This window comes from Pseudomonas sp. FSL R10-0399, assembly GCF_009600165.1.
GTDB lineage: Bacteria > Pseudomonadota > Gammaproteobacteria > Pseudomonadales > Pseudomonadaceae > Aquipseudomonas > Aquipseudomonas helleri.
This window is the reverse complement of the sequence record NZ_WIWK01000099.1, coordinates 1-22,970: the sequence shown is the minus strand read 5'-3', so window position 1 is coordinate 22,970 and position 22,970 is coordinate 1. Positions and strand designations below refer to the sequence as shown.

Genomic DNA, 22,970 nt, shown 5'->3' with positions numbered 1-22,970 from the left:
GTACAGGCGGTGTAGGCGGCTTGCTGGGCGGTGGAGTGGGTGCGGTGGTGGGCGTAGGCGCCGGTGTCGGGGTGGGAGCAGGTACTTCGTCCTCAGGTGCGGGTGTCGGTGCCGGAGCGGGTGCCGCAGCAGGTGCTGGCGCGGGTGCGGGTGCAAGTTCGGGAACTGGCCTGGTCACAGGTTTGGTTGGAGGCGTGGTTGGCGGGCTGGGTAATTTGGGCAAGAAAAACTGACGAAATTGCACCTGGCCGGTTCGACGGCCATACCTACAACGCCTACGCTTGGTTGAGACGAGGGATTGTCATGAATCCCTCGTCTTTTTTTTGTATCCAGGTTGTAGGACTGCTGTTTGGACAGCGTCATTGCTTAATGGCGCGTCCAGGCCATTAAGCCGCTGTTGTTGACCATGGAGTGTCATATGCGAACTTATGTCCCGTTCTTGTTATTGGCCTTGGCCCCGTGCGTGGGTGCCGAACCGCTTCCACGCTATCTCAACAGCAACGAAACCCTGCAGTCGCTGCCCGCGCCCAACTTGCCGGTGGATGCCTATCGCCCGCAAACACCTGCCTTAAAGCTGCCCAAACCGGCCGCGACCGACGCCCAGCCCTTGATGATGAGTACCCGCCTGACCATCCGCAAATTGCAGATCGAGGGCGGCACGGTGTACCCGCTGCAAGAGCTGGGCGCCGCCTATAAATCGTTGCTGGGGCATGAAATTACCCTCAGTGAGCTGATTGAAGCGACGCGCACCATCACTCAGCGCTACCAAACCGATGGGTACTTGTTGTCGTACGCGTTTTTGCCGCCGCAGAACTTTGATCAGGGCCTGGTACGGGTGGTGCTGGTCGAGGGGTATATCCGCGATTACCAGGTGGAGGGTGATGTCGGGCGGGTCAAAGGCTTTATTGATGAACTGGTCGACAAACTCAAGGGCGAACGCCCGCTGACCCGCAAAACCTTTGATCGCTATGCCACGCTGATGAGCCGTATTCCGGGGGTGACGTTGCAGGCGCAAGTGCCGCCGCCGGGCACCACCGATGGGGCGGCGACGCTGCACGTCACGGCCAGCCGCAAACCGTTCACCACCGGCATGAGCCTCGTTGAAGGCAGCCGCGACAGTACCCAGGCCCTGTTCAGCGTCAACAGCAACTCGCAAACCGCCATGGCCGAGCAATTGACCGTGAGCGGGCTGTTCCCGCCGGGGCACGACAAAGAACACTACTACCGCATTGATTACAGCCAGTACCTGAACGCCGAGGGCACTCAGTTGAGCCTGTATGGCACGCGCTATCGCAGTGATCCGTCCACCAGCATTGCGACCAGTGACGGTTTTGAGCTCAAGCCCCACCGCGAAAATGACCGTTTTTCGATTGGCGTCAGCCACCCGCTGATCGTCGCGCCTGACCAATGGTTAAGCGTTGCGGGCCGTTTATACGGAGTAAACGATAAAACCGATTACGACATCGTCGGTTATTCGCAAACCATCAGCGAAAAAACCAATGTACGGGCTTTGGCGGTTGAAGGGGATTGGCGCAAGTCCACGGGCCAACAATTGCGGATTGTCAGCGCAGGTTTATATCAAGGGATTAATGGGTTGGGGGCCAAGACGGAAAGTAACTTGACCGGCAATCACTATGATCTGGATTTCTTTCGCTTGCGTGTGTCAGGTGTTCAAAGTAATACGTTTTTCGATAATTGGCAGGGCGTAGTATCGGGCGCTTTGTATTGGAGTGACGATACATTGGCGGACAGTGAGCGTGCTGTATTCGGCGGTCAAAATTTTGGCCGTGGTTATCCCGATGATCAAGCGTCAGGTGATAAAGGCTGGGGTGTGGCCTATGAACTCAACTACAGTTTTAATCGCGACGGTGAGTGGGTGAAACTGTTGCAGCCTTATGCTGTATTGGATAAGGCGAAAACCTGGTTTAACGAACTTCCGCTAAAAGGCTCTGATATGTCATCTGCTGCTGTCGGGCTGCGTTTTGGTGATAAGCGTTATTACAATATATCGCTGGAAGTGGCCAAGCCTATGTCGGATATGGCGTTGGACAGTTTTAACCGCCGGCCGCGTTATACCTTGAGTTTTAGTTATCAGTTATAAGGATGTGCTTGTCTTGCGATCTTTAAACAATCAAAAGATCGCGAGGCAAGCTCGCTCCTACAGTAGTAGGTGGGGTTATGGGCGGACGGAGTAGAGTTTGGAGACGGGGAATAAGTAATTGAGGGTGTGGATTAAACGGTCGTGATAGATCGGTTTGCGGAACAAGTCCAGGACTTGCAAACGCAATAAGTCGCTGACATTGTCCATGTCGGCATGGCCGGAAATAACGATGACGGGCAGGTGTTGTCGTGCGGTGTGATTTCGCAGGCGCTGGATTAATGCAATGCCGCTTTCTTCGGGCATGCGCAGGTCGGTGATAACCAGGGCAATGTCCGGGTGAACGGTCAACTGCTGAAGGGCGAGTGAGACTGAGGTTGCCGTAAAGCAACAAAAGCCCTCGCCCTCCAGCAGTTCGGCCAGCTCCAGCAGAGCGTCCTCTTCGTCGTCTACCAAGAGAAGCTGTTGGCGTTTAGATCGGCTGTTCATGATGTTAAGCGGGTTTGGTAACAGCGTTTTTAATCGTTGTAAACATTGTATCGATTGAGCCCGATATTGGGGTGACGAAGGCCGCTAAAGCGATAGCGACCATCGCTGCAATAATGGTATATTCAATACCCGACGCGCCCTCTGTACGTTGGAAGAATAGCTTGGCTTTACCTGTCATATAGGTATAGGCCGGGACATAGACTTTCAAAGCAGTGTTTGAAAACATTTGATATCTCCTACTACCCCGTCTTCCAGGCGGCTAGTCCATTTATTGATGTTTCGCTAAATTTATTTAGGTGCAGTCACCGCCGTTTGAATAGTGGTAAACATGGCCTTGATTTGAGTAGATATAGGCGTCACAAAGGCAGCGAGAGCAATCGCAACCATGGCGGCAATAATCGCATACTCAATACCCGACGCCCCTTCAGTGCGCTTTGCAAACTGTTTGACATGGTGCGCCACGAAGAGTTGGGTCGGAACATAGACTTTCAGAACGGTATTGGTAAACATCTGATTTCTCCTGGGTGCACCAAAGAGGGCACTTCGCAGCAAGGGGACGACGTAATTACTATTTGCCATCACAGCATTGGCAAGAAAAGGGAATCCATCAACTGTTAAAAAGCACTAATGCAAAAGTATTAATCCAAAAGTGTCCATGTGAAAGTTACGGTAAATCAAGGTCTTCGGCGGCACTCTATTTTTTTTGAGTTGCCTAATGGCATTTTGCTTTGTGTGCGCTACTTTCAAATAGCGAAATGGTCGCAATAATAATGCCTGTCATAGCGACCGATAAGCGAATGGATTTCCTGATGTGCAGTACAGAGTGGCAAAGGGAGTGTGTTAATGAATAACCGACGCAGTTTGATCCTGGCCGCGCTCTTGTTTATCGGTGCCATTGCCGCGGGTTTTTGGGGTTTGGTAATAACCCGCCAGCAGCCGGTTGCGCAGGTACCGGTAACCCAGGTCGTTGAGCAGAGTGTCGCCACAGTTGAAGACCAGACGCGCAAACCCGTGGTGGTGCTGGTACGCGATGTTGCCCCGCATGTGGCCTTGACGGCCGACGATGTGACCCTTGAAAAATTGCATACGGCGCCCGCAGGCAGTTATGCCTCGGTTGATCAGGTGGTAGGGCGTGCTCCGTGGCGCAGCTTGAGCGCGGGTACCTGGCTGAATGAACAAAGCTTTGAAGTCGGTGGGCCGCTGGCGCGGATGATCCGCCCGGATGAACGCGCACTGGCGGTGGCCATTGATGAAGTGATCGGCGCCAGCGGGCAGTTGTCCCCCGACGATTATGTAGACGTGTTGCTGTCCCTGCGCGAGGACCAGTCCAACCCGCAGCAGTCGGCACAAGTGGTGGTGCCGGCCGTGCGTGTGTTGAGCGTGGGGGATGAGGTGGGGCAGAGCAGCGACGGTCAGTCATCCAAGGCAACGCTGAGTGCCGACGAAGCCCTCAAACAAGTACAGCGCCGGGCCACTGCACGTTCGGCCGTGCTGGCCGTTCCCGCGCCGCTGCTCAGCCAGCTGATGCTCGCAGCCCAGGCGGGCACCTTGCGCCTGGCGGTGCGCAGCGCCAAGGAAGATCGCTTGAGCAAGTACTGGGCGGGTGAGCAAGACGCCCCAAGCAAGCTTGAGAACGCCCGACGCGACCTTTATCAGTTCAACCAATTGGCCTTTACCGGCCCGGCAAAAGTCGCCCCGGTGGCGAACCCTGGCGGCGGCGTCGTTCCGCGTGCGCGGGGCATCGAAATTATTCGCGGCAACCAAACGGCCCAACAGCCTGCTCAATAAAAAAAGCCTGATCTGCAAGGAAGACCCTATGAGCCATCGTTGCGTAGCGCTGTACAAACGAGCTGTCTGGACTCTGGTTCTAAGCAGCTTGCCTTTTGAAATGGCCTTGGCCGCGCCCTCCAATTGCTCAGCGCTAGGGCAATTGCCAGCGGTGCTGGAAGTGGGGCAGGGCATCCAGCAAGCACTGGATTCGCCGGTTGCCATTACGCGCATTGCCGTCGGTGATCCGGGCATTGCCGATGTGCATGCCAACGGCAGCAACGCCTTTTTGCTCACCGGTGTCGCGCCGGGCACCACCAGCTTGATGGTCTGGACCGCCTGTTCGAAAACCCCGCGCCAGAGCATGGTGTTCGTCAAGGGCAAAGCCACCCAGAGCTTTACCAGCGCCTCCGTGTCGCCCTCAGAAGACCCGGCGTTGCTCAGCCAGGTGCAAACCGATATTCGCTTTGTCGAGGTCAGCCGGACCAAGCTGCAGGAAGCCAGCACGTCGATCTTTGGTCAGGGCAGCAACTTTCTGTTTGGTTCACCCAACTCATTCATCACCAACGCTGAAAACATCATCACCGGCGGTCCGATCGCCAACAGCAAAAACTTCAACATCGGCTTTGGAGGTGGCCGGGTCCGGGCGATGATCAATGCGCTGGAGGGCAGCGGTTTTGCCTACACCCTGGCGCGGCCGAGCCTGGTGTCATTGAGCGGGCAAAGTGCGACCTTTCTGGCGGGGGGCGAAGTACCGATCCCTGTGCCGAGCAGCGGCAGCGATAACGTGTCGATCGAGTACAAGGAGTTCGGTATTCGCCTCACGCTGACTCCGACCGTGGTCGGCAACAACCGCATCCTGCTCAAGGTCGCACCCGAAGTCAGCGAGCTGGATTACACCAACGCGGTGAACATCGCCGGGACGCTGGTGCCGGGGCTTAACGTACGCCGTACCGACACCAGCATCTCGCTGGCCGATGGCGAAAGTTTTGTCATCAGCGGCTTGATCAGTACGCGCAACACCTCGCAGGTGAACAAATTCCCGGGGCTGGGTGACGTGCCGATTCTGGGGGCGTTTTTCCGCGATTCGAACATCAGCCGCGAAGAAAAAGAGCTGCTGATGATCGTGACCCCGCATCTGGTTCAACCCTTGGCTGCCAATGCGCCCCTGCCGAGCATGCCGGGCGAAAAGCTGCGCAATTACGACCCCAACTGGTATCGCTTGTATTTCCTTGAAAACGGCAATTTCAATCGCCGTAGCGGGTTATCCCAATGAGCCAGAGCCTGAGCCAGACGTTTCTCGCGCTGACGCGCAACAACACCGATCTTGAGTGGCTGCAGGGTGCGTTGGCGCCGCTCGGCCAAGTGGTGGGGGCGGGTACCAGCAGCCTTGATGAACTGCTCGCATTAATTGACGTGACCTTTGCCGGGCTGGTGTTTGTGGGGCTGGACCGGGAGAAGGTGGTGGCCCAGTGCGCGTTGATCGAAGGCGCGCTAGAGGCCAAGCCGATGCTGGCGATCGTGGCCTTGGGCGACGGCATGGACAACCAGTTGGTGCTCAATGCTATGCGTGCCGGGGCACGGGATTTTGTCGCCTATGGCTCGCGCTCCAGTGAAGTGGCGGGGCTGGTACGGCGGTTGAGCAAGCGCCTGCCGCCGGTGACGCCGAATACCGAGCTGGGCGGCCTCAGCGTGTTGTTCAGCGCGCAATGCAACGCCGATGGCGCGCTGCTGGCCAGCCACTTGGCGCTGGTGGTGCAAAAGAGCGGGCAGAAAACCCTGTTTCTGGATTTGGGCATTCCCCGTGGCGACGGCCTGGCGCTGTTGGGCCTTGAAAGCTCGTTCTTTTTTGGCGATGCGCTGCGGCATTTGCGGCGCCTGGACAGCACCTTGATCGACAGTGCGTTCACCAAAACCCCGGACGGCTTGCGGGTGTTGGCCCACAGCAACGCCGACGAGCCTCTGGAGCACACCAGCGCCGCCGAGTTGTACATGTTGCTCAGTGCTTTGCGTCAGCACTTCCAGCACATTGTGGTGAACCTCACGGGCCAGCCGGATGGCGAGGCGTTGCGCACGTTCGTGACTCACTGTGACAAGTTGCTCTGGTACGTCGATCAGAACGTGCTCGATTGCCGCCGCAATCTGGATGTACTTAACCTCTGGCGCAACAAGGGCATGAAACTCGAACACACGGGGCTGGTGGTCGACCGCTGCCTGCGGGGGATTGCTCCGGATGTCGATGCGTTGGCCAAGAGCTTTGATTTACCGGTGCTGGTGTCGTTGCCGCTGAGCGCCGAGTTACGCCTCAATGCGAAAAATCAGGCTGTCACGTTGTTTGAGCTGGGGCCGCGCGAGGCCTTGAGCCAAGGCTTGAAAAAGATCGGTGAACAGTTGGCCAAGCGCTCTGTGGCGTCGGGCAAACCGTCCTCAGTCGCGGACAAATGGCTTAACCGTCTGTGGGGGTCCAAATGACCAAAGAGCAGCTGTTCGGTTCCGGGCTTCACAAAGACGGGCGCGCCGACCACGACGGCCTGAAAATGGTGCTGCACCGTTACATCATTGACGCCATCGAGGAGAGCGGCAAAAACCTGCTGGAAGATTCGCGCCATGCCTTGTCGCAGTTTGTCACCGACCGCGTGGCCGAATACGTATCGCGTTTGCACCTGGCCATTTCGCGCTACGAGATGGAACGTCTGGCAGAGGAAATCGTTGACGAGCTGACAGGGTTCGGGCCGCTGGAAGTGCTGCTGCGCGACAGCGCCGTTACCGAGATTCTGGTCAACGGCCCGCACCATGTGTTTGTTGAACGTGACGGTCTGTTGAGCCACAGCGATTTGCGTTTTATCGACGATCATCACGTCGAGCGTGTGATGCAGCGCATTTTGGCGCCGCTGGGTCGGCGCCTGGATGAGTCGTCACCCATGGTCGATGCACGGCTGCCCGACGGCAGCCGGGTGAACGCAATCATCCCGCCCATTGCGCTGGACGGTCCCTGCCTGTCGATCCGGAAGTTTCGCAAAGACATGCTCAAAAGCAGCGACCTGGTGGCGATGCAAACCATCGATCAGTCGATCTATGAGTTTTTTCAGGAGTCGGTGGGCAAGCGCTGCAACATTTTGATCAGCGGCGGTACCGGCACCGGCAAAACCACGTTGCTGAATATCCTCAGCCAATTGATCAACCCGCACGAGCGCTTGGTCACCATTGAAGACGTGGCCGAATTACAGTTGGGCCACCCCCACGTGGTGCGCCTTGAAACCCGCCCGCCGAATTCCGAAGGGCACGGTGAAGTCAAATCCAGCGACCTGATCCGCAACGCCCTGCGGATGCGCCCGGACCGCATCATCCTCGGCGAGATTCGAGGCGTGGAAGTACTCGATGTGCTGACGGCGATGAACACTGGCCACGATGGTTCGATGAGCACCGTTCACGCCAACACCGCGCAAGACGCCTTGTTACGCCTTGAAACCCTGGTGGGTTTGACCGGCCGTACGGTGGCGGAAAAAACCCTGCGCCAGATGATCTGCGCCGCCCTCGACGTGATTATCCAGCTGACCCGTATGTCTGACGGGCGCCGCTGTGTCAGTGAAGTGCTGGAAGTGGTGGGCGTGCGTGACGATGTGTACGTCACCAACACCTTGTTCCGGCTGGACAAACGCACCGGCTTTGGCTTTGTGCGTGAGGCACTGAACCCGGCAAGCGACAAGTTGCGTCGCGACCCGATTCTGAATGCCAACGGCTGAGGCGTAGATCATGATTCCGGCCCTGATACTGTTCGCGATCAGCCTGATGATGTTCATGATGTCGATGAACCTGGTCTACCGCGCCTTGCGCGATCCCACCACCAGCCGGGTGCTGGGCCGCTTGACCGAGGGCCACCCGCAACTGGCGGACAAGGTGCTGGGTGTCGAGTGGCTGGACCGGGCGTTTTTGCAGGCGGGGTTGGGTCGCCCTTCGGAGCGTTTGGGGTTGTGGCTACTGATCTGGGCCGGGGCGGTGGCATTGGCGGCTCTGCTGGGCGGCTGGTTTTTTTTTCTGGTGTTCCTGGTCGCGCCGCCGGTCTGCGTAAAGCTTTTTGTCAGCTGGCGTTACCAGCGTCGCGTCAAGCGCATGGTTGAGCAATTGCCGCAATTGCTTGATCACTGCGTGCGCAGCCTGAAGGCCGGGCGCACCTTGGCCGATGCGGTACTCAATGCCATCGAGGCCTCCCATGACCCGCTCAAAGACAGCATCAGCCGGGTGGCGCGCAACGTGCAGTTGGGCGTGAGTTTGCCCGAGGCGGTGCAGGATTTTGCCGAGCTGTATGAGCGCGATGAATTTCGCATGTTTGCCCTGGGCTTGAAGGTCAACCACCGCTACGGCGGCAACGCCAGCGAACTGCTGGAAAACCTCATCGTGTTGATCCGTGAGCGTGAATCAGGGGCGCGCAAGCTCAAGGCCATGACTGGTGAAACGCGGGTCACGGCGTTGGTGCTGGCGCTGTTGCCGCTGTTGGTGGGCGGCTATTTCATGGTCACCAACCCGACCTTTCTGGTGAATATGTGGCACGACGCGAGTGGTCAACATTTGCTGATTGCCGCGTTTGGCTTGCAAGCCATTGGCTGTTTTGCCTTGTGGCGCATGGTACGGAGCGTATGACATGGCCTTGCTGATTTGCGCAGTGTTGCTGTTGGCAGGCCTTGGGGTCTTGATCCATAGCGCGGTTCAACAGCGCTTGCGCCAACAACGGGTGGTGCAACGCCTTGAGGGCGAAAAGACCGGCCCGGGAAAGATCAGCGTGTGGATGCGCGCATTGGGCAGCAGCAAGTTTGGCCAGCGCTCGGTGTCCATGGACAACGAAACCCAAGTGTTGCTGAACCGCGTGGGCTGGCGCACGGCAAGCCAGCGTTCGCTGTTTGCGGCGTTCCAGGTCGGTACGCCGGTGGCCATGGCCGGGCTGGCGTTTCTGGGGCATGAACTGTTTTACCCGGGTTCCGGCTATTTGATGATCGTGCTGCTGTTTGCTTTGGCGCTGGGGTATCTGATCCCCAAACGCATGCTTGCCCACGTCGCTAAAAAGCGTCAGGAAGCGGCGGCAGTTGAGGTGTCGACGTTTATTCCACTGCTGCGCATTTTGTTCGAATCGGGCATGGCGGTGGAGCAAGCGCTGCGCGTGTTAAGCATCGAAGCGCGGCAACTGTTGCCGGTGATCACAGGCGAGCTGCGGCTGGTGCTGGCCCGCGTGGACTCGGGCCTGGAGTTGAGCCAGGAACTGGACAAGGCGGCCAGTTTGCTGGCGGTGGATGAGTTTGACGACACCTGCGTGATTCTCAAGCAATTGCTGCAGCAGGGCGGTGGTGCGATGAAATCGTTGCAGTCACTGAAAAGCCTGTTGGATGACCGACGTCTCACCCGCATGGAGGAATACATCTCAAAAATGTCCGCCAAGATGTCGGTGGTGATGATGATGTTTTTGTTTCCGGCGTTGCTGATTGTGTTGGGCGGGCCGAGTTTTATTGCTATCGCACGGGCCTTTGGCTCTTGATCAGGAGTATGAGCATGAAAGCAGTCATGGCCGTGTGTGCATTGTTGATGCTGGGGGGATGTGCCACCGGGGGGCCGAGCAACCCGCCGTGGGCCGCCTTTAGCGGTGGCAGTTGCGGCAAGTTGAGCGACGATCAGGAACTGTCGATGAACCTGGCCGACGACATGGCCAAGGAGGGCAAGCTGCACGCCAGCCTGGCCAACTTGCAAAACTTGCCGGAGGGCTTCGCCCAGGTGCAACTGCGCAAGGCGCGGATCTATCGCCAGTTGGGTCGCCCTGAAGCCGGGCCGTTGTACCGCGGGCTGCTCGGCACCTGCTTGAGCGCCGAAGGTGATCATGGCCTGGGCCAGTTGGCGGCAGCGCGAGGCGATAACACGCTGGCGGCGTCCTACCTTGAGCGTGCAGCGCAAGCGGCGCCCACGGACGAAAAAATCCGCAATGACCTGGGCGTGGTGTACCTCAACCAACTGCGCACCGACGAAGCGCGTTTTGAGTTTTTGACGGCGCTGGAGCTTAAGCAGTCGGATCAATTGGCGGCGTTGAACCTGGTCACCTTGCTCATCTATCAGGACCAATGGAACCAGGCGGCGGAGCTGGCCAGCCGCGCTGAATTGACCCCTGAACAAGTGAGTGACGCACAAGCCAGGGCCCAGGCCCTGAAAACCCAGGCTGCCAAACCGGCCAGTCATCAGGTGGCTGCAATCAAATAACGCGTTGGAGGTTTGCCATGAAATGTTCGATTCGTTTGGCCGTGCTGTTGGGCGTGATGCCGCTGAGCGTGCTGGCGATTGAGCCGGGGCCGGCGTCTCAGTACCAGCAGGAAACCGAGCGCTGGTTGCAACTGCAAGTCAGTGGTCAGGCCCAGTCCAAGGAACGCCAGGTGGCGACCCCGGCCGAGCGCGAACGCAGCCTGCAACGTTGGCTGGACAGCTACACCCACCCCATCCCTGAGTACTACAAACAGGACGAAGGCGGTAAGGCCAAGCAGCAATAAGGCACTGTCGCCGCGGCCTCATGCTTGTAGTCGCTGACGAGGAACGAAGGCTGCGATGCGGGCCCCGGACAGCCGTGTGGGGTCGCTGCGCAACCCATCGCAGCCTCGCTACGCTCGTCAGCTCCTACGGGTTTGTGGAGGCAGTTCAGCTTGCCTCGCGATCTTTTGATCTTGATCTAAGAGCCCCCCCTCACCCTAGCCCTCTCCCGAAGGAGAGGGAACCGATTGGGGGATGCTGAAGATATTCGGTGGCCTGTTTGCTGCGCGACAGCGCGGCGTCGAAGACGGGGCGGCAACTCCTACGGGTTTGTGGAGGCAGTTCAATCTGTAGGAGCGAGCTTGCCTCGCGATCTTTTGATCTTCAAAACGCGCCTGCTTGCACTCAGGCGCGTGCTGCTTTAGTGCGTCGTTAAACCATCCAGCGACTTGTCCACATACGCCTTGGCCAGCTCCACCAGGTGCATGCAGGACAACACCAAACTGCGCGAATGCCCGCTCAAGCCATTCCCCGCCTCACTCGCCGAAGCGCCCGCGCAGCGCAACAAGTCTGACGCCTGGGCCAAAGCCGCTTCTAAATTGACACTGTCCGGGATGGCATACGTGGCCTGATCCACGTGCCGTGGAGGCTTATGGTCGTGCAGGTAGTAATCGAGGGCGCGTTCGGTGGCCGCACGGTCTAACGACAATGCCTCGCACTGAGCAGCAGTTTGCGGGGTTAAAACTGGGGGATCAGGAACAATTTTTTTCATAGGTACAACTCCATCATTATTTAAGGAGCTGTCACCTGTCGCGACTAAACGAATGGGTGGCAGCCATGCGCAGGTTAGTCGACCGGTAATGACGGAAACCGGCGCGCCCGAAGGCGCCCTGCGCACGGCCACCATAAAACGCAGGCCGAAAAAAAGCGCCTCGCGGAGGTGGCGCCTTGCGCCGTCAATTTAAACCGGGCGACTATATTCCCCGAAATGATCAGGCACAAGCGAACGGAAGTTTCTAGGATGTTTCAGCGGATTGAAAGGGAAGCGTCGTACGAAATGGCTGATTGTGAGGGCTTCAGCAACCTCTGTTAAAAGCGGGGTCGCTGCGCAACCCATCGCAGCCTCATGGGTTCAAGCCGCTCTTGTAGTCGCTGACGAGGAACGAAGGCTGCGATGCGGGCCGCAGGACCGCCGTCTGGGGTCGCTGTGCAACCCATCGCAGCCTCGTTCCTCGTCAGCGACTACAGGCTGCGGTCAGTGCGCCGTTTGCCGATGCTGTTGGGCGGATGCACTGGGGGAGAGGGCGAGCGCCAACTGGGTGCGGTTGTTCATGTGGGTCAGGCGCAACACCTGGGACACATAGAGCTTGACCGTGTTTTCGGTGATGCCCAAATCACAGGCGATCTGGTAGTTGGTCTGCCCCTTGCCCACCAGTTTGGCCACGTCCAACTGGCGCGGTGACAACTGCTTGAAAATCGGTGGCAGGTCACACAAGGCTTCGTCGTCCGCAGCCACAGTGCTCTTGAACGGCGGCGGATGGCGAACCGTTTCCATGTCTTGATAAAGGTCGTCGATAGACTCAGCCAAGTACTGCAACTTCTGGTTCAAATGCCCCAGATGCTCGTTCTTTTGCCGTTCGCGCAGTACGGCCTCCTGACGCTGAATACCCTCAAGCAATTCCGCAAGGTCAACCGGTTTGGGGTAGTAGTCGGCAATGCCAATGCGCAAGGCTTTGATCACGTCCTGTTTGTCGGAATGGCCGGTCAACAGGATGCTTTCAAACAGGCGGTGTTTACCGGCAATTTTCTGCAGATGCTGGGTTAATTCGATGCCGTTCATGTCGGGCATGTGCAGGTCACACAGCACCAGACTTATCTCGGGATCCGCGACAAACGCCTCCACGGCTTCACGGCTTGATTCGCAAGGCACGCAACGGTAACCGCTGCTTTCCAGGAACTCACTGAGTTCTTCGACAATCAACGGCTGATCGTCGACCACTAACACTTTTATTTTTGAGGTGAGCTTGTTCACGCGCTACTCCATGCCTGGCAAGCCAATTTAAGACGTCCTGAACCACTCGCGTGAATGGCGAGGGGTTCAGGAAACATAGACGTAGTTTCCTACGCTGTACATGTAATAAATCCTTCGTTTTGATTAGGTTAGACACAAAACGGACAAGCTGAAGCCGCATAAAAGAAAAGGGGCGAAGGGCAGTTTTTTTGACGCGCCTTTGATGTTTTCGCCGGGGGGATGGGTAAGACGTTGATTCAATAGAGGGAGCACTTTTGGCGCGAGCCAAAACCACAGCCCTGCGCTAAGACCTGCGCCAATAAACGTGCCCAGCAGTATCGGACGATCGGTTGCCAGTGCGAGTGCCATCAACAGTTTTACATCGCCAGCGCCCAGTTTGTTCAGGGCGTAGCCGGGCAAGGTCAGGACCAAGGCAATCAACAGGGCCCAGCCGCCTTCAGCCGCGCTGGCGCCCAGCCAGGTGGTGCCGGTCCAGAGCAGGTACACCAACGCCAGGGCTGCGGCGCCAAACGTCAGGCTGTTGGCGATGTGACGTTGGTAAAGGTCTTGGGCAGCGCAGGCGGCAAACCAAATGAATAAAACCGCTAAATGGATCACGTATTCCCGTCCCTTTTCTTCGAATGATTCTATGCTGATATCACGGTGAATTGTCAGGGTAGACGCAGTCATGAAAGTTGACCTTCCCCACTCACAAAAAGGCGCGGCGGCGATTGAGTTCGCCCTGGTTTTTGTGATCTTTTTCTCAGTTCTGTATGGCGTGCTCAGCTACAGCTTTCCGCTGCTGCTGATGCAGTCTTTTAACCAGTCGACGGCCGAGGCGGTGCGCCGCAGCATGGCGGTGGACCCGACGTTGGCAACGGCAGATTACAAGGCCAAGGTCGAATCGGTGGCCAAGGGCGTGCTGGACCAGCAACTGGGCTGGATGCCCACGGCGATGACCACCAATATCAGTAAAACGGCGGTGTACAGCGCGGGAATATTGACCGTAACCGTTAGCCTCCCTGCCGCAACGCTCAGCAACATTCTGCCGGTGCTCAAACTGCCGGGTGGCATCACAGTGCCGAGCTTGCCGGACACCTTGTCGGCCCAGTCGAGCCTGCAGTTTTGAACTTGGGTGGCAAGCCGTCTGGACGCTTCTCGGGCCGCGCTCAAGACCCTTTGCCGGAGCACCGTGCAGCGCAACCCGGCAAGGACACGGCCTTGCACCTGTTGCTCGATCATCAGGGGCGGGTTCTGGAGGTGCACGGCGCTCAGCGTTTCGGTGTGCAGCCGGTCAGCGGCGCTGACGCTACGCGTTTACTGCTCGATTATCTGGTGCCGGACAGCACCCAGGCCCTTGAAGGGGCTCCGGCCGATTGGTTGGGGCACAGCCTTGATCTGGACTTCCAATGCACCGGGGGTTCTGTACTGCACACCCGCGGTTGGGTTCAGCCACACGCTGACGGCTGGCTGTTGCAGTTGCTGGACATCAGCGACCTGCGGCGTGAAGGCCAGCAAGCCCACAACCGTGAGCTGTGCATGCAACTGAGCTTGAGCCTGGCCAGGCAATTACGCTTATGCAGCATGGCGCGTTTGCCGCAGGTGACGCAGGAGTCGTTGCAACGCATCGGCGAGCAATGGCAGGTGCCGTGCATCGCCCTGGCGCTGCGTGAAGAAGGGCAGCCGGACTGGAGCCTCTTTAGCGTTTATCAGGCGCCCGGCGCAGCGCACTTGTGGGAGGTGGGGCAAAGCCTGGGCAGTGCGCTGGACAGCCTCAGTGGTTCGCGTCATTCAGGCCAGGCCGCTGCCAACGAGCAACCGTTTCAATTTCGCAACCTGCTGGGCGCGACCGATGGCTTGTGCATGCCTTATCACGATCAGCGCGGGCTCAGTGCCTGGCTGTTATTGGGGTTTTCTACGCGCCCTGCGCTGATGAGAGAGAGCGATTGGTCGCACGTGTGCGCCGCCTTGGCCGGGCCTTTGCTGGAGCGTTTGCGCGAGCAGCAACAGGCTGAGCACCGCGAGCGGGTGCAAGCGCTGGAAGGTTTGTTGGGCACGGGTTGGTGGGAGTGGTCGACGGCCACCGAGCAGGTGCAGTTGGCCCCGCAATTGGCCGAAAGCCTGTCGGCCCCGCACACGCCATTAACCTGCAAAGCCTGGCTGGCGCTGTTTCATCCGGCCGATCGTGATGAACTCAGTATTCGTTTTGATGAGCTGATTGAACACGGCAAAGACCTGATGGTGGTTGCGCGTCTGGACCTGCCGCAGAACGCGGGGCAAGCCCAGTGGTATCGGATTCAGGGGCAAGCGGTCGGCACGGGCAGCCAGCGGCGTATCGTCGGTTTTATGCTGGATGTCAGCGAAATCAAACGTCAGCAACTGCAAGCGACGGCCGCCCATGCGCGGCTGGACAACCTGATCGCCAGTTCACCGGCGGTGATTTATGTGCAGCGCTATGAGAAAGGGGCGTTAGTGCCCGCCTTTTTTAGCGCCAGCCTGCAACCGTTACTCGGTTGGACGCTGGCCGAGAGCCAGGGGGCCGGGCTGATCGAGTGGATTCACCCTGACGATCGCGAGCAATACTTTGACCGCACCCGCCAACTGTTGCGCTTTGGCAGCGCCCGGCGTCGGTATCGCCTGCGTGATAGCAAGGGCAACTACCACTGGTTGCTGGACGAGGCCAAATTATTGCGCGATGACCTTGGGCTGCCGATCGAGGCGGTGGGGTTGTGGCTGGATGTGACCGAAGCCACCGAGACCACTGAACGGGTCAAGCGCAGTGAAGAGCGTTATCGGGTGCTGGTCGAAGACTCGCCCGCGATGATTTGCCGTTATCTGCCAGACCTGACCCTGACCTTTGGCAACCAGCCGCTGGCGGCTTACCTGGAGTGCACCCCGCAGGCATTGCCGGGGGTGAATCTGGGCAGTTGGTTGTCGACCGAACAGCGCGCGGAGTTTATGCAGCGCATTGCCCGGTTAACCCCGCAAAACCCGGTGAGTACCGCAGAAATCAGCTTGCAACTGCCGGGGCATGAGTATGCCTGGTGGGTGTGGTCGGACCGGGGTGTGTTTGATGCCCAGGGCCAGTTGCTCGAAGTCCAGGCCGTGGGCCGCGACAACACTGATGTGCGTCGCTCGCAACAGCAAATGACCCAGAGCGCCAAAATGGCCACCTTGGGTGAAATGGCCACGGGCCTTGCCCACGAAATCAATCAGCCATTGAACGTCATGCGCATGGCCATCGCCAACATGCTCAAGCGCGTGAGCAACGGCGATGTGGAGCACGACTACCTGCAAGACAAACTCACTCGAATCGATGCCCAGATCCAGCGGGCAGCGCGGGTGGTCGACCACATGCGCGTGTTCGGCCGTCGTTCAGAAGTCGAGCAACAAGCCTTCAACCCGGCGCAAGCGCTGGAAGGCGCCTTGGCCTTGCTGTGCGAAGGCTTGCGCGGCAAAGGCATTGAGTTGCGCACAGAGTGTTTGAGCGATGCCTTGCAGGTGCGCGGCCACGTCGACCAATTGGAACAAGTGCTGATCAACCTGTTGATCAACGCCCGCGATGCACTGATGAGCAAGCGCGAAACCGACCCGCAATTCACCCCCTGGATCGCCTTGACCGCAGGCGCATTCGACAACGGCGTGCGTGTGACGGTGGAAGACAATGCGGGCGGTATCGACCCGCGCCTGCTGGAACGGATCTTCGAACCCTTCTTCACCACCAAACCGGTCGGCTTGGGCACAGGCCTGGGGTTGTCCGTGAGCTACGGAATTATCGACAACATGGGCGGCCGCTTAAGCGTCAGCAACACCGGGCACGGAGCCCGGTTTTGCGTGGAGTTGCCGGTGGTTGAAGGTTAGAGCACGAGTTGGGCGCGACCGCCTTGGCCGCAGTTGAGGTTGGCGCCTATCTGGACATCGACCAAGCTAATGCCCAATGTTGAAAGCAGGTTGTTGATCAGCGGGTCCAGTAGGGGGCTAAGCAAGTTTTGAATGACCGGATTCAGCAGGTTAGTGACTGCCGTTATAACCGCAGTGACCGCTGTTAGTACTGTGCTGAAAACATTGTTAGTGGTTGGGGCAAATGATTGAACCTTAATACCGCTCAAGGTGGCCGATAAGCTATTGACAATATCCTTTGTCGCCGGGGAGCTTTGAATAGCGGGAGGCTGTTTAAGGTTCGGTGGCGTTGTGTCCAACGGCGTCGTATTTTTTGAAAAAATTAACGTTTGAGGTGTGCTCTGCAACAAACCGCTGTTGGCCATAAGACCAATGCCGCCTGCAACAAAGGGAACTCGTGGGTCACAGGAGCCTAAACCCAAAAGCCCGTAGCAAACTTGCGTCCCTAGATCGATGATAGGAATTGCGGTGGCCACCGGGGCGGTGGTGGAAGAAAAAGCCGTGGAGGGATCAATTTTTCCAATCCTTAAGTCAACTAAAGACTTCGTCGTGCTCACAGTGAGACTTTTTAATCCGGTGCTACCGACTGGGCAGCTGTAGCCTGTTATTTGAGCTTGAGCGCCGCCGGCATCAAGGCTTATATAAATTTTAGGATCAGGAAGTATTAACGGTGAGAGTTGTTTGCAACCGCCTGGTGGCAGACAAAGTAAACCATTCAGGACACCTAGCAAATTCAGATTTAGAACATTATTTATTGTGCTGAAAATTGTAGTGGTCAAACCTGATACCGCGTTGGTTAAACCTGTGATGACACCCAAGCCGAGATCGATGGATATAAGTGTTCTGACCTGGGCTGTGCGTACTGAAATAAGCTCGGACGAACTTGGGTCGCCAATAGCGGAAAACTGTGGAGGTTGTATGACTTTGGTAAGTAATGTGACGTTTAGCAGGCCTGGAATTTTTATAGGCACATTAAGATCAACAGCGTTTTTGCCATTGGCCACTTGAAGAAAAGCCTGAACTAATTGGAAGGCTTGAAGGTTAGCGTCTAATCCGGCAGATTTTGTGCCTGTTTGAAGATTTAGCAAATTTCCCAAGGTAAGGTTGGTAGGTTTAACGTTGAGCGATGCCTGTAACAACCCTCCAAGCGCTGCCTTCAGGTCTGCTGTTGCGCCGTTTGCATTTGCCACGGTTAATGAGGTGGTGAGAAGTTGTGTCAGGGTCGTATTGGCAGAAAGAAGTTGGTTGTAGTTGCCGGCTGAAAGTTTAAGGTCGATGGCCATTTGATCCATATAATTCAATAGGTTTATATCGCCATTAATCAACCCGTTCCAACCGGCTATGTTGAGCGTGACGTTACCACCCAGTAATGAGGAGAATACGGAGTTTAATAGCGCTGCTTGTGAGTCCGTGGTCACTGTTGCCAATGTACTGCGAATACTTATTTGAGCCAGCAACCCCTTTGGCGCAGCGCCCACCGCACTCGCCGTCAACTTTGTGGTCGTCGACAATGTCCCCTTGCTCACCAAATCCCACACACCACCGGCAATGCTGGTAGGGATTGTGTTGGTGGCAATCACGCGGATAGCGTCGCTTTTGCTGGGATCGAGCTGGAAGGTGCGCAGTTGGTTGACGGTGACCAGGGTGCCGCAGGTGGCATTCAGGGTTTGTTGCGTGCCGGCCGGGACGAAGCTGTTGCGGGCGGCGCTTTGGGTGGCGTACAGCGTGGCGGTCGACGGGGTGGCAGCACAACTGCCACCCCGACTGACGGCCTCAAGCACCGCCATGTCCGCGACCCGTTGCAGCTTGCGTTGTTCAAGGTAGAGGCGGCCGCCGTCGACCACCAGCAACATAAAGATCAGCACCATCCCCAGCGTCAGTGCCGCCATTAAACCAATCGCCCCGTGTTGTTGGCGGGGGCCGTTGAAATACGCACGACGTAAGGGGGGAGACATTGAGCACTCCTGATACTGGAACACTGTCCAGCGCTTCGCTCTAAAGTTTTAGCGAGTGTAGTCAAGAAGTGATCAGGATGCTGGCCAGTTGCACACTTTATAAGGCCCGAGAGTGCAACTAATGAGAACTGTTGGATGAAAGGTTGTAAAGGAAGAAGAGTAGGGCCAACTCACTTACTAAAGTATTAATACTTCGCAGTTATATACTTTGTTAGTGAGTTGGCTTGATTTAATTAACGCCCTGGCTTGGGTGGGTAATTACTCATGATTTCAGTGACTGCCTTGGAAATCGCCGCGCTACGCTCTGCAGGCGTGGCATCTTCGTCGACGACTTTTTCGGCGTTGCCACGCCAGACCAGTTTGCCGTCTTTGGCGTCAATCAGGTCCACCTGCAAGGTGCCCACCTGGTAGACGATATTGCGGGTTTCGGCGTATGCCGGTGCGCCCCAATAGTTGCCACCCCAGTAACCGCCCCATGGTCCAGCCCAAGGGCCGCCCCAAGGTCCGCCGTCATAGCTGTAGTTGGTGACCTGTTCCTGGCGATTGGCCACGACCATATAGGTTTGTACCCACAGATCGGGTTTGGCGCCGGGCGCTGCCTGGGTCAGACCGCGCTGATCCAGTTGGCTGCTCAGGGCCATGACCACGCGTTGTGCTGTCAGGCCGTTTTTAACCATCGGGGTGTCGGGTAAAAATTGCACGGCCGGGTCTTTCCAGGCCCACGTCTTGAACTGCGCAAAATTGACTGCCGGGTTGTAGTCATGGGTGACCTGCAGGCTGTTGCACGCGCTAAGCAGCAGGGCCAGTCCCAGTAAAGCAATGCGTCCTAACATGGTGAGTCTCCGCTTAAACAAACAGTTTTAATGGGGAGGATAAGCCTGCACTGCTTTGTTCAGTGATTCGCGCAGGGCGTCACTGCGTTCGCTCAGGCTGCCTTTACTACTGGTTTCTGCACTTGAACTCCAGACCGGCTGACCTGTTTTTCCGTCATACAGATTGAGCCGTACAACCATCACTTCGACTTCATAGGTGCGCACAACCGGTACGCTGTTGTACATGCCGTACTGGTTGCCATAGCGACCATAACGGTCGCCGTACATGCCGCCATAACCATAGTCGTCCTGAACCTGGCGCAAGCGTTTTTCTGTGTGTAAATCTGCACTCACCCACAAATCTGCGGGGTGACCAGGCTGTGCAGGGCGCAATCCGCGTTGGTCGAGGGCATTGCTGACCGCTTCGGCAATTTGTGCGGAGTCTGCCCAGGCGGACCCGGCCGGCAATTGGTTATTGCGCCAGGCCCAGCTTTGATAGCGGCCGTAGTCCCGTGGCGGCGCTGGGTAGGCGCTCAAGTCGAGGGTGTTGGCCGCTTGCGGCGGGGCCGGCGGGATGGGCATGGAACTGGCGGTATACGGGTTGGGGCTCTGGCACGCAGCCAATCCCAGACTTACAGCGAGCAAGGCAACGCGGCGATACATCATCATCTCCCCATGCGGGTGTTAAACCGGGCGGCACACCCAATGCAGATAACGTCCCAGCCCGGCGAAGGCAGGATGGCGACGGTGGGCCAGCTCCATTTCGACCAGCGCTTCAAGGTCGGCGCGGGCTTGAAACTCCACTGGCATATAGTCGTGAAACACCCGCACGCCACTTTGGCTTTGCACCTGCCACAGACCTTCAAGGGCGCTGGCCAGTTCTCGCGGGTCTAGCGGCTCTTGCGGGGTCAGGCTTTGCTTTTCACCGGCCAGGGTGTTCTTGCGCATTTTGCGGAAGTGGCCTTTGAGCAGGTTGCGGTAGATCAGGGCATCGCGGTTATAAAACGCCAGCGACAGCCAACCGTCTTTGGCGGTCAGTTGATGCAACACCGGCAGGATCGTGTGGGGCTCGGCCAGCCATTCAAGTACGGCATGGCAGATCACCAGGTCGTAGGGCTCGGTCAGTTGCCCCGGCAGCTCTTGCCACGGTGCCTGAATAAAGGTGCCGGTCTGGCCCGCAGCGGCAAAGCGCTCGCGTGCGCCTTCGAGCATCGGTGCGGCCGGTTCGGCGAGCGTCACATCATGCCCGCGCTCAGCCAGCCACAGCGACATGTGGCCCAGCCCGGCGCCGATATCCAGCACCCGCAACGGGCGCTGAGGCAGCGCCTCTTCAAGGTCGGCCTGCAGCACTGCCAGACGAATCGCGCCCTTGGCCCCGCCGTAGATCTTTTCAGCGAAACGGGTGGCCAGTTGATCGAAGTGACGGTCACTCATTGACTAAAACGCCTTTCATTGTCGGCCAGTTTGCTGCGCACCACTTGATCCATGTCCAGCCCCAACTCACTGCATAACAGCAACAGGTACAGCACGATGTCGCCGACTTCCTGCCCGGCGTGGGCCAGTTTGTCGGCGGATAATTGGCGTGATTGGTCTTCGCTGAGCCACTGGAAAATTTCAACCAGCTCGGACATTTCGACACTGGCCGCCATGGCCAGGTTTTTCGGGCTGTGAAATTGCTTCCAGTCGTTGTTATCGCGGATGCGGTGCATGCGCTGAGTGAGTTCTTCGAGGTTCATCGCGGGTGGGTTCTCCAGAAGGAGCAAAGCTTGCGACTGAATGCAGATTGGTGCAAGTGAAAGGCATTTCGTACAGGCAAATCCCCTGTAGGAGCGAGCTTGCCTCGCGATCTTTTAAACGATCAAAAGATCGCGAGGCAAGCTCGCTCCTACACATTGATGTCTCAGCTGATGGGGCGCCACTGGCCAATCAAATGCACCAGATCCCCGTGCCCGTTGAGCTGGAAGTCGCCGCTTGAGCCTGCATCGCTGCTCAGCAAGATGACTTCGCTGGGCAATCGCACCGGCTTTTTGAACGCCACGCTGATCTCGACATTGGCCGCTGGCAGGTGCGCGTTGAGGGCTGCCAACGCGCGTGACTTGAGCCACAGGCCGTGGGCGATGGCGCTGGGCAGGCCGAACAGTTTGGCGCTGGCGGCGCTGAGGTGGATGGGGTTGTAGTCGCCCGAGACCCTGGCATAGCGGCGACCGATATTCGACGGCGCATACCAGCGGGTCAGTTCGGTCAAGGCGATGGGGCTAAAGGTCGGGGTTGCTGGCACTTCGCCGGGCAAGTCGACGCCTTTGCACAGCAGTGTGCTTTCAGCTTCCCAGAGTGGCCCGAGTTGATCGTCGACCTGGGTCACGACGTCAAAGGTGGCGCCCTTGGGGTGTTTTTGCAGGTTGTGCACAAACACGCCGATGCGAAGCCGGGTCACACCGCCCATGGGCCGCAAGACCCGGATCCGGTTGGTCAGGTGTATCAGTCCCAGCAGCGGGAAGGGGAAGGCTTTGTCGGTCAGTAACTGCATTTGCAGGCCGAACGCCAACACATGTGGGTAGGTCGGCGGCAGTAACGGGCTGGGTGCAATCGCGCAAACGTCACGAAAGGCCGCCAGCGCCTGGGTATCGATGTCGACCCAGCAGCGCAAGCCTTGCTCCGGCAGGGTGCTGCCGGTGATTTTGCGTTTGGCCGCCGCTTGCGCATACAGCGCGGGCAAGTGCGGCGGGGCGCTGAGGTCGAGCCAATGCACGGTCATGATTCAGGCCCCCAAGGCACTTTGCCCACAGACCCGCAACGCTTGCCCGCTGACGGCCCCCGAGCCCGGCTGGCTGAGCCAGGCCACGGCTTCGGCGACGTCTTGTGGCAGACCACCCTGGCCCAGAGAACTCATGCGCCGCCCGGCTTCGCGCAGGGCAAACGGAATATGCGCGGTCATTTGGGTTTCGATAAAGCCCGGCGCAACGGCGTTGATACTGATACCGCGCTCGCCCAGCAGCGGCGCCCAGGCCTGGGCCAGGCCAATCAGCCCGGCCTTGCTGGCGGCGTAGTTGGTTTGCCCGCGGTTACCGGCGATACCGCTGATGGACGCAAGCAGAATCACCCGGCCGTTATCGCGCAAGGTGCCGCTGTCCAGCAGGGCTTTGGTCAGTACTTGCGGCGCGTTGAGGTTGACTGCAAGCACCGCATCCCAATATTCGGGCGTCATGTTGGCCAGCGTTTTGTCGCGGGTGATGCCGGCGTTGTGCACCACGATGTCGATGCCGTCCGGCAGATGCTCGACCAATTGCGCGGGGGCGTCTGCGGCGCAAATGTCCAAGGCCACGCTGCGCCCGCCCAGGCGGGCGGCCAGTGCATCGAGATCGGTTTTGGCTGAAGGCACGTCGAGCAACACCACCTCGGCGCCGTCGCGGGCCAGGGTTTCGGCAATCGACGCGCCAATGCCC

General features: G+C 58.1%; 25 protein-coding genes. 12 read left to right on the top strand and 13 right to left on the bottom strand.

Annotation, left to right across the window (positions count from 1 at the left end):
• Window positions 1-233: hypothetical protein (locus tag GHO41_RS29885; RefSeq protein WP_178126558.1), on the top strand; the 233-nt coding region annotated here is incomplete at its 5' end.
• Between the two features lie 185 nt (window positions 234-418).
• Complete coding sequence (locus tag GHO41_RS22735; RefSeq protein WP_153434722.1) at window positions 419-2,101, top strand: ShlB/FhaC/HecB family hemolysin secretion/activation protein; 1,683 nt, start codon at window positions 419-421, stop codon at window positions 2,099-2,101.
• A gap of 75 nt (window positions 2,102-2,176) precedes the next feature.
• Here the strand turns inward: GHO41_RS22735 and GHO41_RS22730 are convergent, their stop codons facing one another.
• The 3 genes from GHO41_RS22730 to GHO41_RS22720 form a co-directional block, all read right to left on the bottom strand.
• On the bottom strand, window positions 2,177-2,587 hold the full coding sequence (locus GHO41_RS22730; protein WP_153434721.1) for a response regulator: 411 nt from the start codon (window positions 2,585-2,587) through the stop codon (window positions 2,177-2,179).
• A 4-nt stretch (window positions 2,588-2,591) separates the two neighbouring features.
• Window positions 2,592-2,765: a Flp family type IVb pilin gene (locus GHO41_RS22725; RefSeq protein WP_256678828.1), complete on the bottom strand. Its 174-nt coding sequence runs from the start codon at window positions 2,763-2,765 to the stop codon at window positions 2,592-2,594.
• 110 nt (window positions 2,766-2,875) lie between these two features.
• The gene (locus tag GHO41_RS22720) at window positions 2,876-3,097 is read right to left on the bottom strand and encodes a Flp family type IVb pilin (protein ID WP_153434719.1); all 222 of its coding nucleotides are present in this window, start codon (window positions 3,095-3,097) and stop codon (window positions 2,876-2,878) included.
• Between the two features lie 333 nt (window positions 3,098-3,430).
• On the opposite strand from GHO41_RS22720, the gene cpaB reads away from it, so the two are divergent.
• The 8 genes from cpaB to GHO41_RS22680 are packed head-to-tail and all read left to right on the top strand — an operon-like array spanning window position 3,431 to window position 10,872.
• A complete protein-coding gene (gene cpaB, locus GHO41_RS22715) occupies window positions 3,431-4,375 on the top strand; it encodes a Flp pilus assembly protein CpaB (protein ID WP_153434718.1) in 945 nt (314 codons plus the stop codon).
• Window positions 4,376-4,403: 28 nt separating this feature from the next.
• Window positions 4,404-5,630: a type II and III secretion system protein family protein gene (locus tag GHO41_RS22710; RefSeq protein ID WP_153330656.1), complete on the top strand. Its 1,227-nt coding sequence runs from the start codon at window positions 4,404-4,406 to the stop codon at window positions 5,628-5,630.
• Window positions 5,627-6,826: a pilus assembly protein gene (locus GHO41_RS22705; protein ID WP_048366487.1), complete on the top strand. Its 1,200-nt coding sequence runs from the start codon at window positions 5,627-5,629 to the stop codon at window positions 6,824-6,826. Before GHO41_RS22710 ends, GHO41_RS22705 begins: the two co-directional genes overlap by 4 nt.
• On the top strand, window positions 6,823-8,097 hold the full coding sequence (locus tag GHO41_RS22700; RefSeq protein WP_048366486.1) for a CpaF family protein: 1,275 nt from the start codon (window positions 6,823-6,825) through the stop codon (window positions 8,095-8,097). The genes GHO41_RS22705 and GHO41_RS22700 overlap by 4 nt, the downstream gene beginning before the upstream one ends.
• 10 nt (window positions 8,098-8,107) lie before the next feature.
• Window positions 8,108-8,992: a type II secretion system F family protein gene (locus GHO41_RS22695; protein WP_153434717.1), complete on the top strand. Its 885-nt coding sequence runs from the start codon at window positions 8,108-8,110 to the stop codon at window positions 8,990-8,992.
• A 1-nt stretch (window position 8,993) separates the two neighbouring features.
• On the top strand, window positions 8,994-9,878 hold the full coding sequence (locus GHO41_RS22690) for a type II secretion system F family protein (RefSeq protein ID WP_048390304.1): 885 nt from the start codon (window positions 8,994-8,996) through the stop codon (window positions 9,876-9,878).
• A 14-nt stretch (window positions 9,879-9,892) separates the two neighbouring features.
• The gene (locus GHO41_RS22685; protein ID WP_048366484.1) at window positions 9,893-10,588 is read left to right on the top strand and encodes a lipopolysaccharide assembly protein LapB; all 696 of its coding nucleotides are present in this window, start codon (window positions 9,893-9,895) and stop codon (window positions 10,586-10,588) included.
• 17 nt (window positions 10,589-10,605) lie between these two features.
• Window positions 10,606-10,872: a DUF3613 domain-containing protein gene (locus tag GHO41_RS22680; RefSeq protein WP_048390306.1), complete on the top strand. Its 267-nt coding sequence runs from the start codon at window positions 10,606-10,608 to the stop codon at window positions 10,870-10,872.
• Window positions 10,873-11,270: 398 nt separating this feature from the next.
• On the opposite strand, the gene GHO41_RS22675 is transcribed toward GHO41_RS22680, so the two are convergent.
• The 3 genes from GHO41_RS22675 to GHO41_RS22665 all read right to left on the bottom strand — a co-directional run bounded on the left by GHO41_RS22675 (window position 11,271) and on the right by GHO41_RS22665 (window position 13,478).
• Window positions 11,271-11,621, bottom strand: coding sequence for a DUF6124 family protein (locus GHO41_RS22675; RefSeq protein ID WP_153434716.1), 351 nt, complete (start codon window positions 11,619-11,621; stop codon window positions 11,271-11,273).
• A gap of 483 nt (window positions 11,622-12,104) precedes the next feature.
• The gene (locus GHO41_RS22670) at window positions 12,105-12,881 is read right to left on the bottom strand and encodes a response regulator transcription factor (protein ID WP_273222329.1); all 777 of its coding nucleotides are present in this window, start codon (window positions 12,879-12,881) and stop codon (window positions 12,105-12,107) included.
• Window positions 12,882-13,004: 123 nt separating this feature from the next.
• Window positions 13,005-13,478, bottom strand: a complete 474-nt coding sequence (locus GHO41_RS22665; protein ID WP_353232633.1) for a prepilin peptidase — start codon at window positions 13,476-13,478, stop codon at window positions 13,005-13,007.
• Window positions 13,479-13,548: 70 nt separating this feature from the next.
• On the opposite strand from GHO41_RS22665, the gene GHO41_RS22660 reads away from it, so the two are divergent.
• Together GHO41_RS22660 and GHO41_RS22655 are read left to right on the top strand one after the other, a co-directional pair.
• The gene (locus GHO41_RS22660) at window positions 13,549-13,989 is read left to right on the top strand and encodes a TadE family protein (protein ID WP_048366481.1); all 441 of its coding nucleotides are present in this window, start codon (window positions 13,549-13,551) and stop codon (window positions 13,987-13,989) included.
• The gene (locus GHO41_RS22655) at window positions 13,986-16,721 is read left to right on the top strand and encodes a PAS domain-containing sensor histidine kinase (RefSeq protein ID WP_153434715.1); all 2,736 of its coding nucleotides are present in this window, start codon (window positions 13,986-13,988) and stop codon (window positions 16,719-16,721) included. Before GHO41_RS22660 ends, GHO41_RS22655 begins: the two co-directional genes overlap by 4 nt.
• Here GHO41_RS22655 and GHO41_RS22650 read toward each other — a convergent pair.
• The 7 genes from GHO41_RS22650 to GHO41_RS22620 form a co-directional block, all read right to left on the bottom strand.
• Window positions 16,718-18,715, bottom strand: a complete 1,998-nt coding sequence (locus GHO41_RS22650; RefSeq protein ID WP_153434714.1) for a pilus assembly protein TadG-related protein — start codon at window positions 18,713-18,715, stop codon at window positions 16,718-16,720. The genes GHO41_RS22655 and GHO41_RS22650 overlap by 4 nt on opposite strands.
• 233 nt (window positions 18,716-18,948) lie before the next feature.
• Window positions 18,949-19,548, bottom strand: coding sequence for a DUF4136 domain-containing protein (locus GHO41_RS22645; protein WP_123751245.1), 600 nt, complete (start codon window positions 19,546-19,548; stop codon window positions 18,949-18,951).
• A gap of 27 nt (window positions 19,549-19,575) precedes the next feature.
• On the bottom strand, window positions 19,576-20,190 hold the full coding sequence (locus GHO41_RS22640; RefSeq protein WP_048390317.1) for a DUF4136 domain-containing protein: 615 nt from the start codon (window positions 20,188-20,190) through the stop codon (window positions 19,576-19,578).
• Window positions 20,191-20,211: 21 nt separating this feature from the next.
• Entirely contained in the window at window positions 20,212-20,961 is a 750-nt protein-coding gene (locus GHO41_RS22635; protein WP_123751246.1) for a methyltransferase domain-containing protein, read from the bottom strand.
• Window positions 20,958-21,263, bottom strand: coding sequence for a nucleotide pyrophosphohydrolase (locus GHO41_RS22630; protein ID WP_048390322.1), 306 nt, complete (start codon window positions 21,261-21,263; stop codon window positions 20,958-20,960). The genes GHO41_RS22635 and GHO41_RS22630 overlap by 4 nt, the downstream gene beginning before the upstream one ends.
• A gap of 164 nt (window positions 21,264-21,427) precedes the next feature.
• Complete coding sequence (locus tag GHO41_RS22625) at window positions 21,428-22,282, bottom strand: MaoC/PaaZ C-terminal domain-containing protein (RefSeq protein WP_153434713.1); 855 nt, start codon at window positions 22,280-22,282, stop codon at window positions 21,428-21,430.
• A 3-nt stretch (window positions 22,283-22,285) separates the two neighbouring features.
• Window positions 22,286-22,970: SDR family oxidoreductase (locus tag GHO41_RS22620; protein WP_153434712.1), on the bottom strand; the 685-nt coding region annotated here is incomplete at its 5' end.

Bases quoted from the DNA above. Each gene is read 5' to 3' on its own strand.
- GHO41_RS22735 (WP_153434722.1), top strand. From the start codon at position 419: ATGCGAACTTATGTCCCGTTCTTGTTATTGGCCTTGGCCCCGTGCGTG.
- GHO41_RS22730 (WP_153434721.1), bottom strand. From the start codon at position 2,587: ATGAACAGCCGATCTAAACGCCAACAGCTTCTCTTGGTAGACGACGAA.
- GHO41_RS22725 (WP_256678828.1), bottom strand. From the start codon at position 2,765: ATGACAGGTAAAGCCAAGCTATTCTTCCAACGTACAGAGGGCGCGTCG.
- GHO41_RS22720 (WP_153434719.1), bottom strand. From the start codon at position 3,097: ATGTTTACCAATACCGTTCTGAAAGTCTATGTTCCGACCCAACTCTTC.
- cpaB (WP_153434718.1), top strand. From the start codon at position 3,431: ATGAATAACCGACGCAGTTTGATCCTGGCCGCGCTCTTGTTTATCGGT.
- GHO41_RS22710 (WP_153330656.1), top strand. From the start codon at position 4,404: ATGAGCCATCGTTGCGTAGCGCTGTACAAACGAGCTGTCTGGACTCTG.
- GHO41_RS22705 (WP_048366487.1), top strand. From the start codon at position 5,627: ATGAGCCAGAGCCTGAGCCAGACGTTTCTCGCGCTGACGCGCAACAAC.
- GHO41_RS22700 (WP_048366486.1), top strand. From the start codon at position 6,823: ATGACCAAAGAGCAGCTGTTCGGTTCCGGGCTTCACAAAGACGGGCGC.
- GHO41_RS22695 (WP_153434717.1), top strand. From the start codon at position 8,108: ATGATTCCGGCCCTGATACTGTTCGCGATCAGCCTGATGATGTTCATG.
- GHO41_RS22690 (WP_048390304.1), top strand. From the start codon at position 8,994: ATGGCCTTGCTGATTTGCGCAGTGTTGCTGTTGGCAGGCCTTGGGGTC.
- GHO41_RS22685 (WP_048366484.1), top strand. From the start codon at position 9,893: ATGAAAGCAGTCATGGCCGTGTGTGCATTGTTGATGCTGGGGGGATGT.
- GHO41_RS22680 (WP_048390306.1), top strand. From the start codon at position 10,606: ATGAAATGTTCGATTCGTTTGGCCGTGCTGTTGGGCGTGATGCCGCTG.
- GHO41_RS22675 (WP_153434716.1), bottom strand. From the start codon at position 11,621: ATGAAAAAAATTGTTCCTGATCCCCCAGTTTTAACCCCGCAAACTGCT.
- GHO41_RS22660 (WP_048366481.1), top strand. From the start codon at position 13,549: ATGAAAGTTGACCTTCCCCACTCACAAAAAGGCGCGGCGGCGATTGAG.
- GHO41_RS22650 (WP_153434714.1), bottom strand. From the start codon at position 18,715: ATGTCTCCCCCCTTACGTCGTGCGTATTTCAACGGCCCCCGCCAACAA.
- GHO41_RS22645 (WP_123751245.1), bottom strand. From the start codon at position 19,548: ATGTTAGGACGCATTGCTTTACTGGGACTGGCCCTGCTGCTTAGCGCG.
- GHO41_RS22640 (WP_048390317.1), bottom strand. From the start codon at position 20,190: ATGTATCGCCGCGTTGCCTTGCTCGCTGTAAGTCTGGGATTGGCTGCG.
- GHO41_RS22635 (WP_123751246.1), bottom strand. From the start codon at position 20,961: ATGAGTGACCGTCACTTCGATCAACTGGCCACCCGTTTCGCTGAAAAG.
- GHO41_RS22630 (WP_048390322.1), bottom strand. From the start codon at position 21,263: ATGAACCTCGAAGAACTCACTCAGCGCATGCACCGCATCCGCGATAAC.
- GHO41_RS22625 (WP_153434713.1), bottom strand. From the start codon at position 22,282: ATGACCGTGCATTGGCTCGACCTCAGCGCCCCGCCGCACTTGCCCGCG.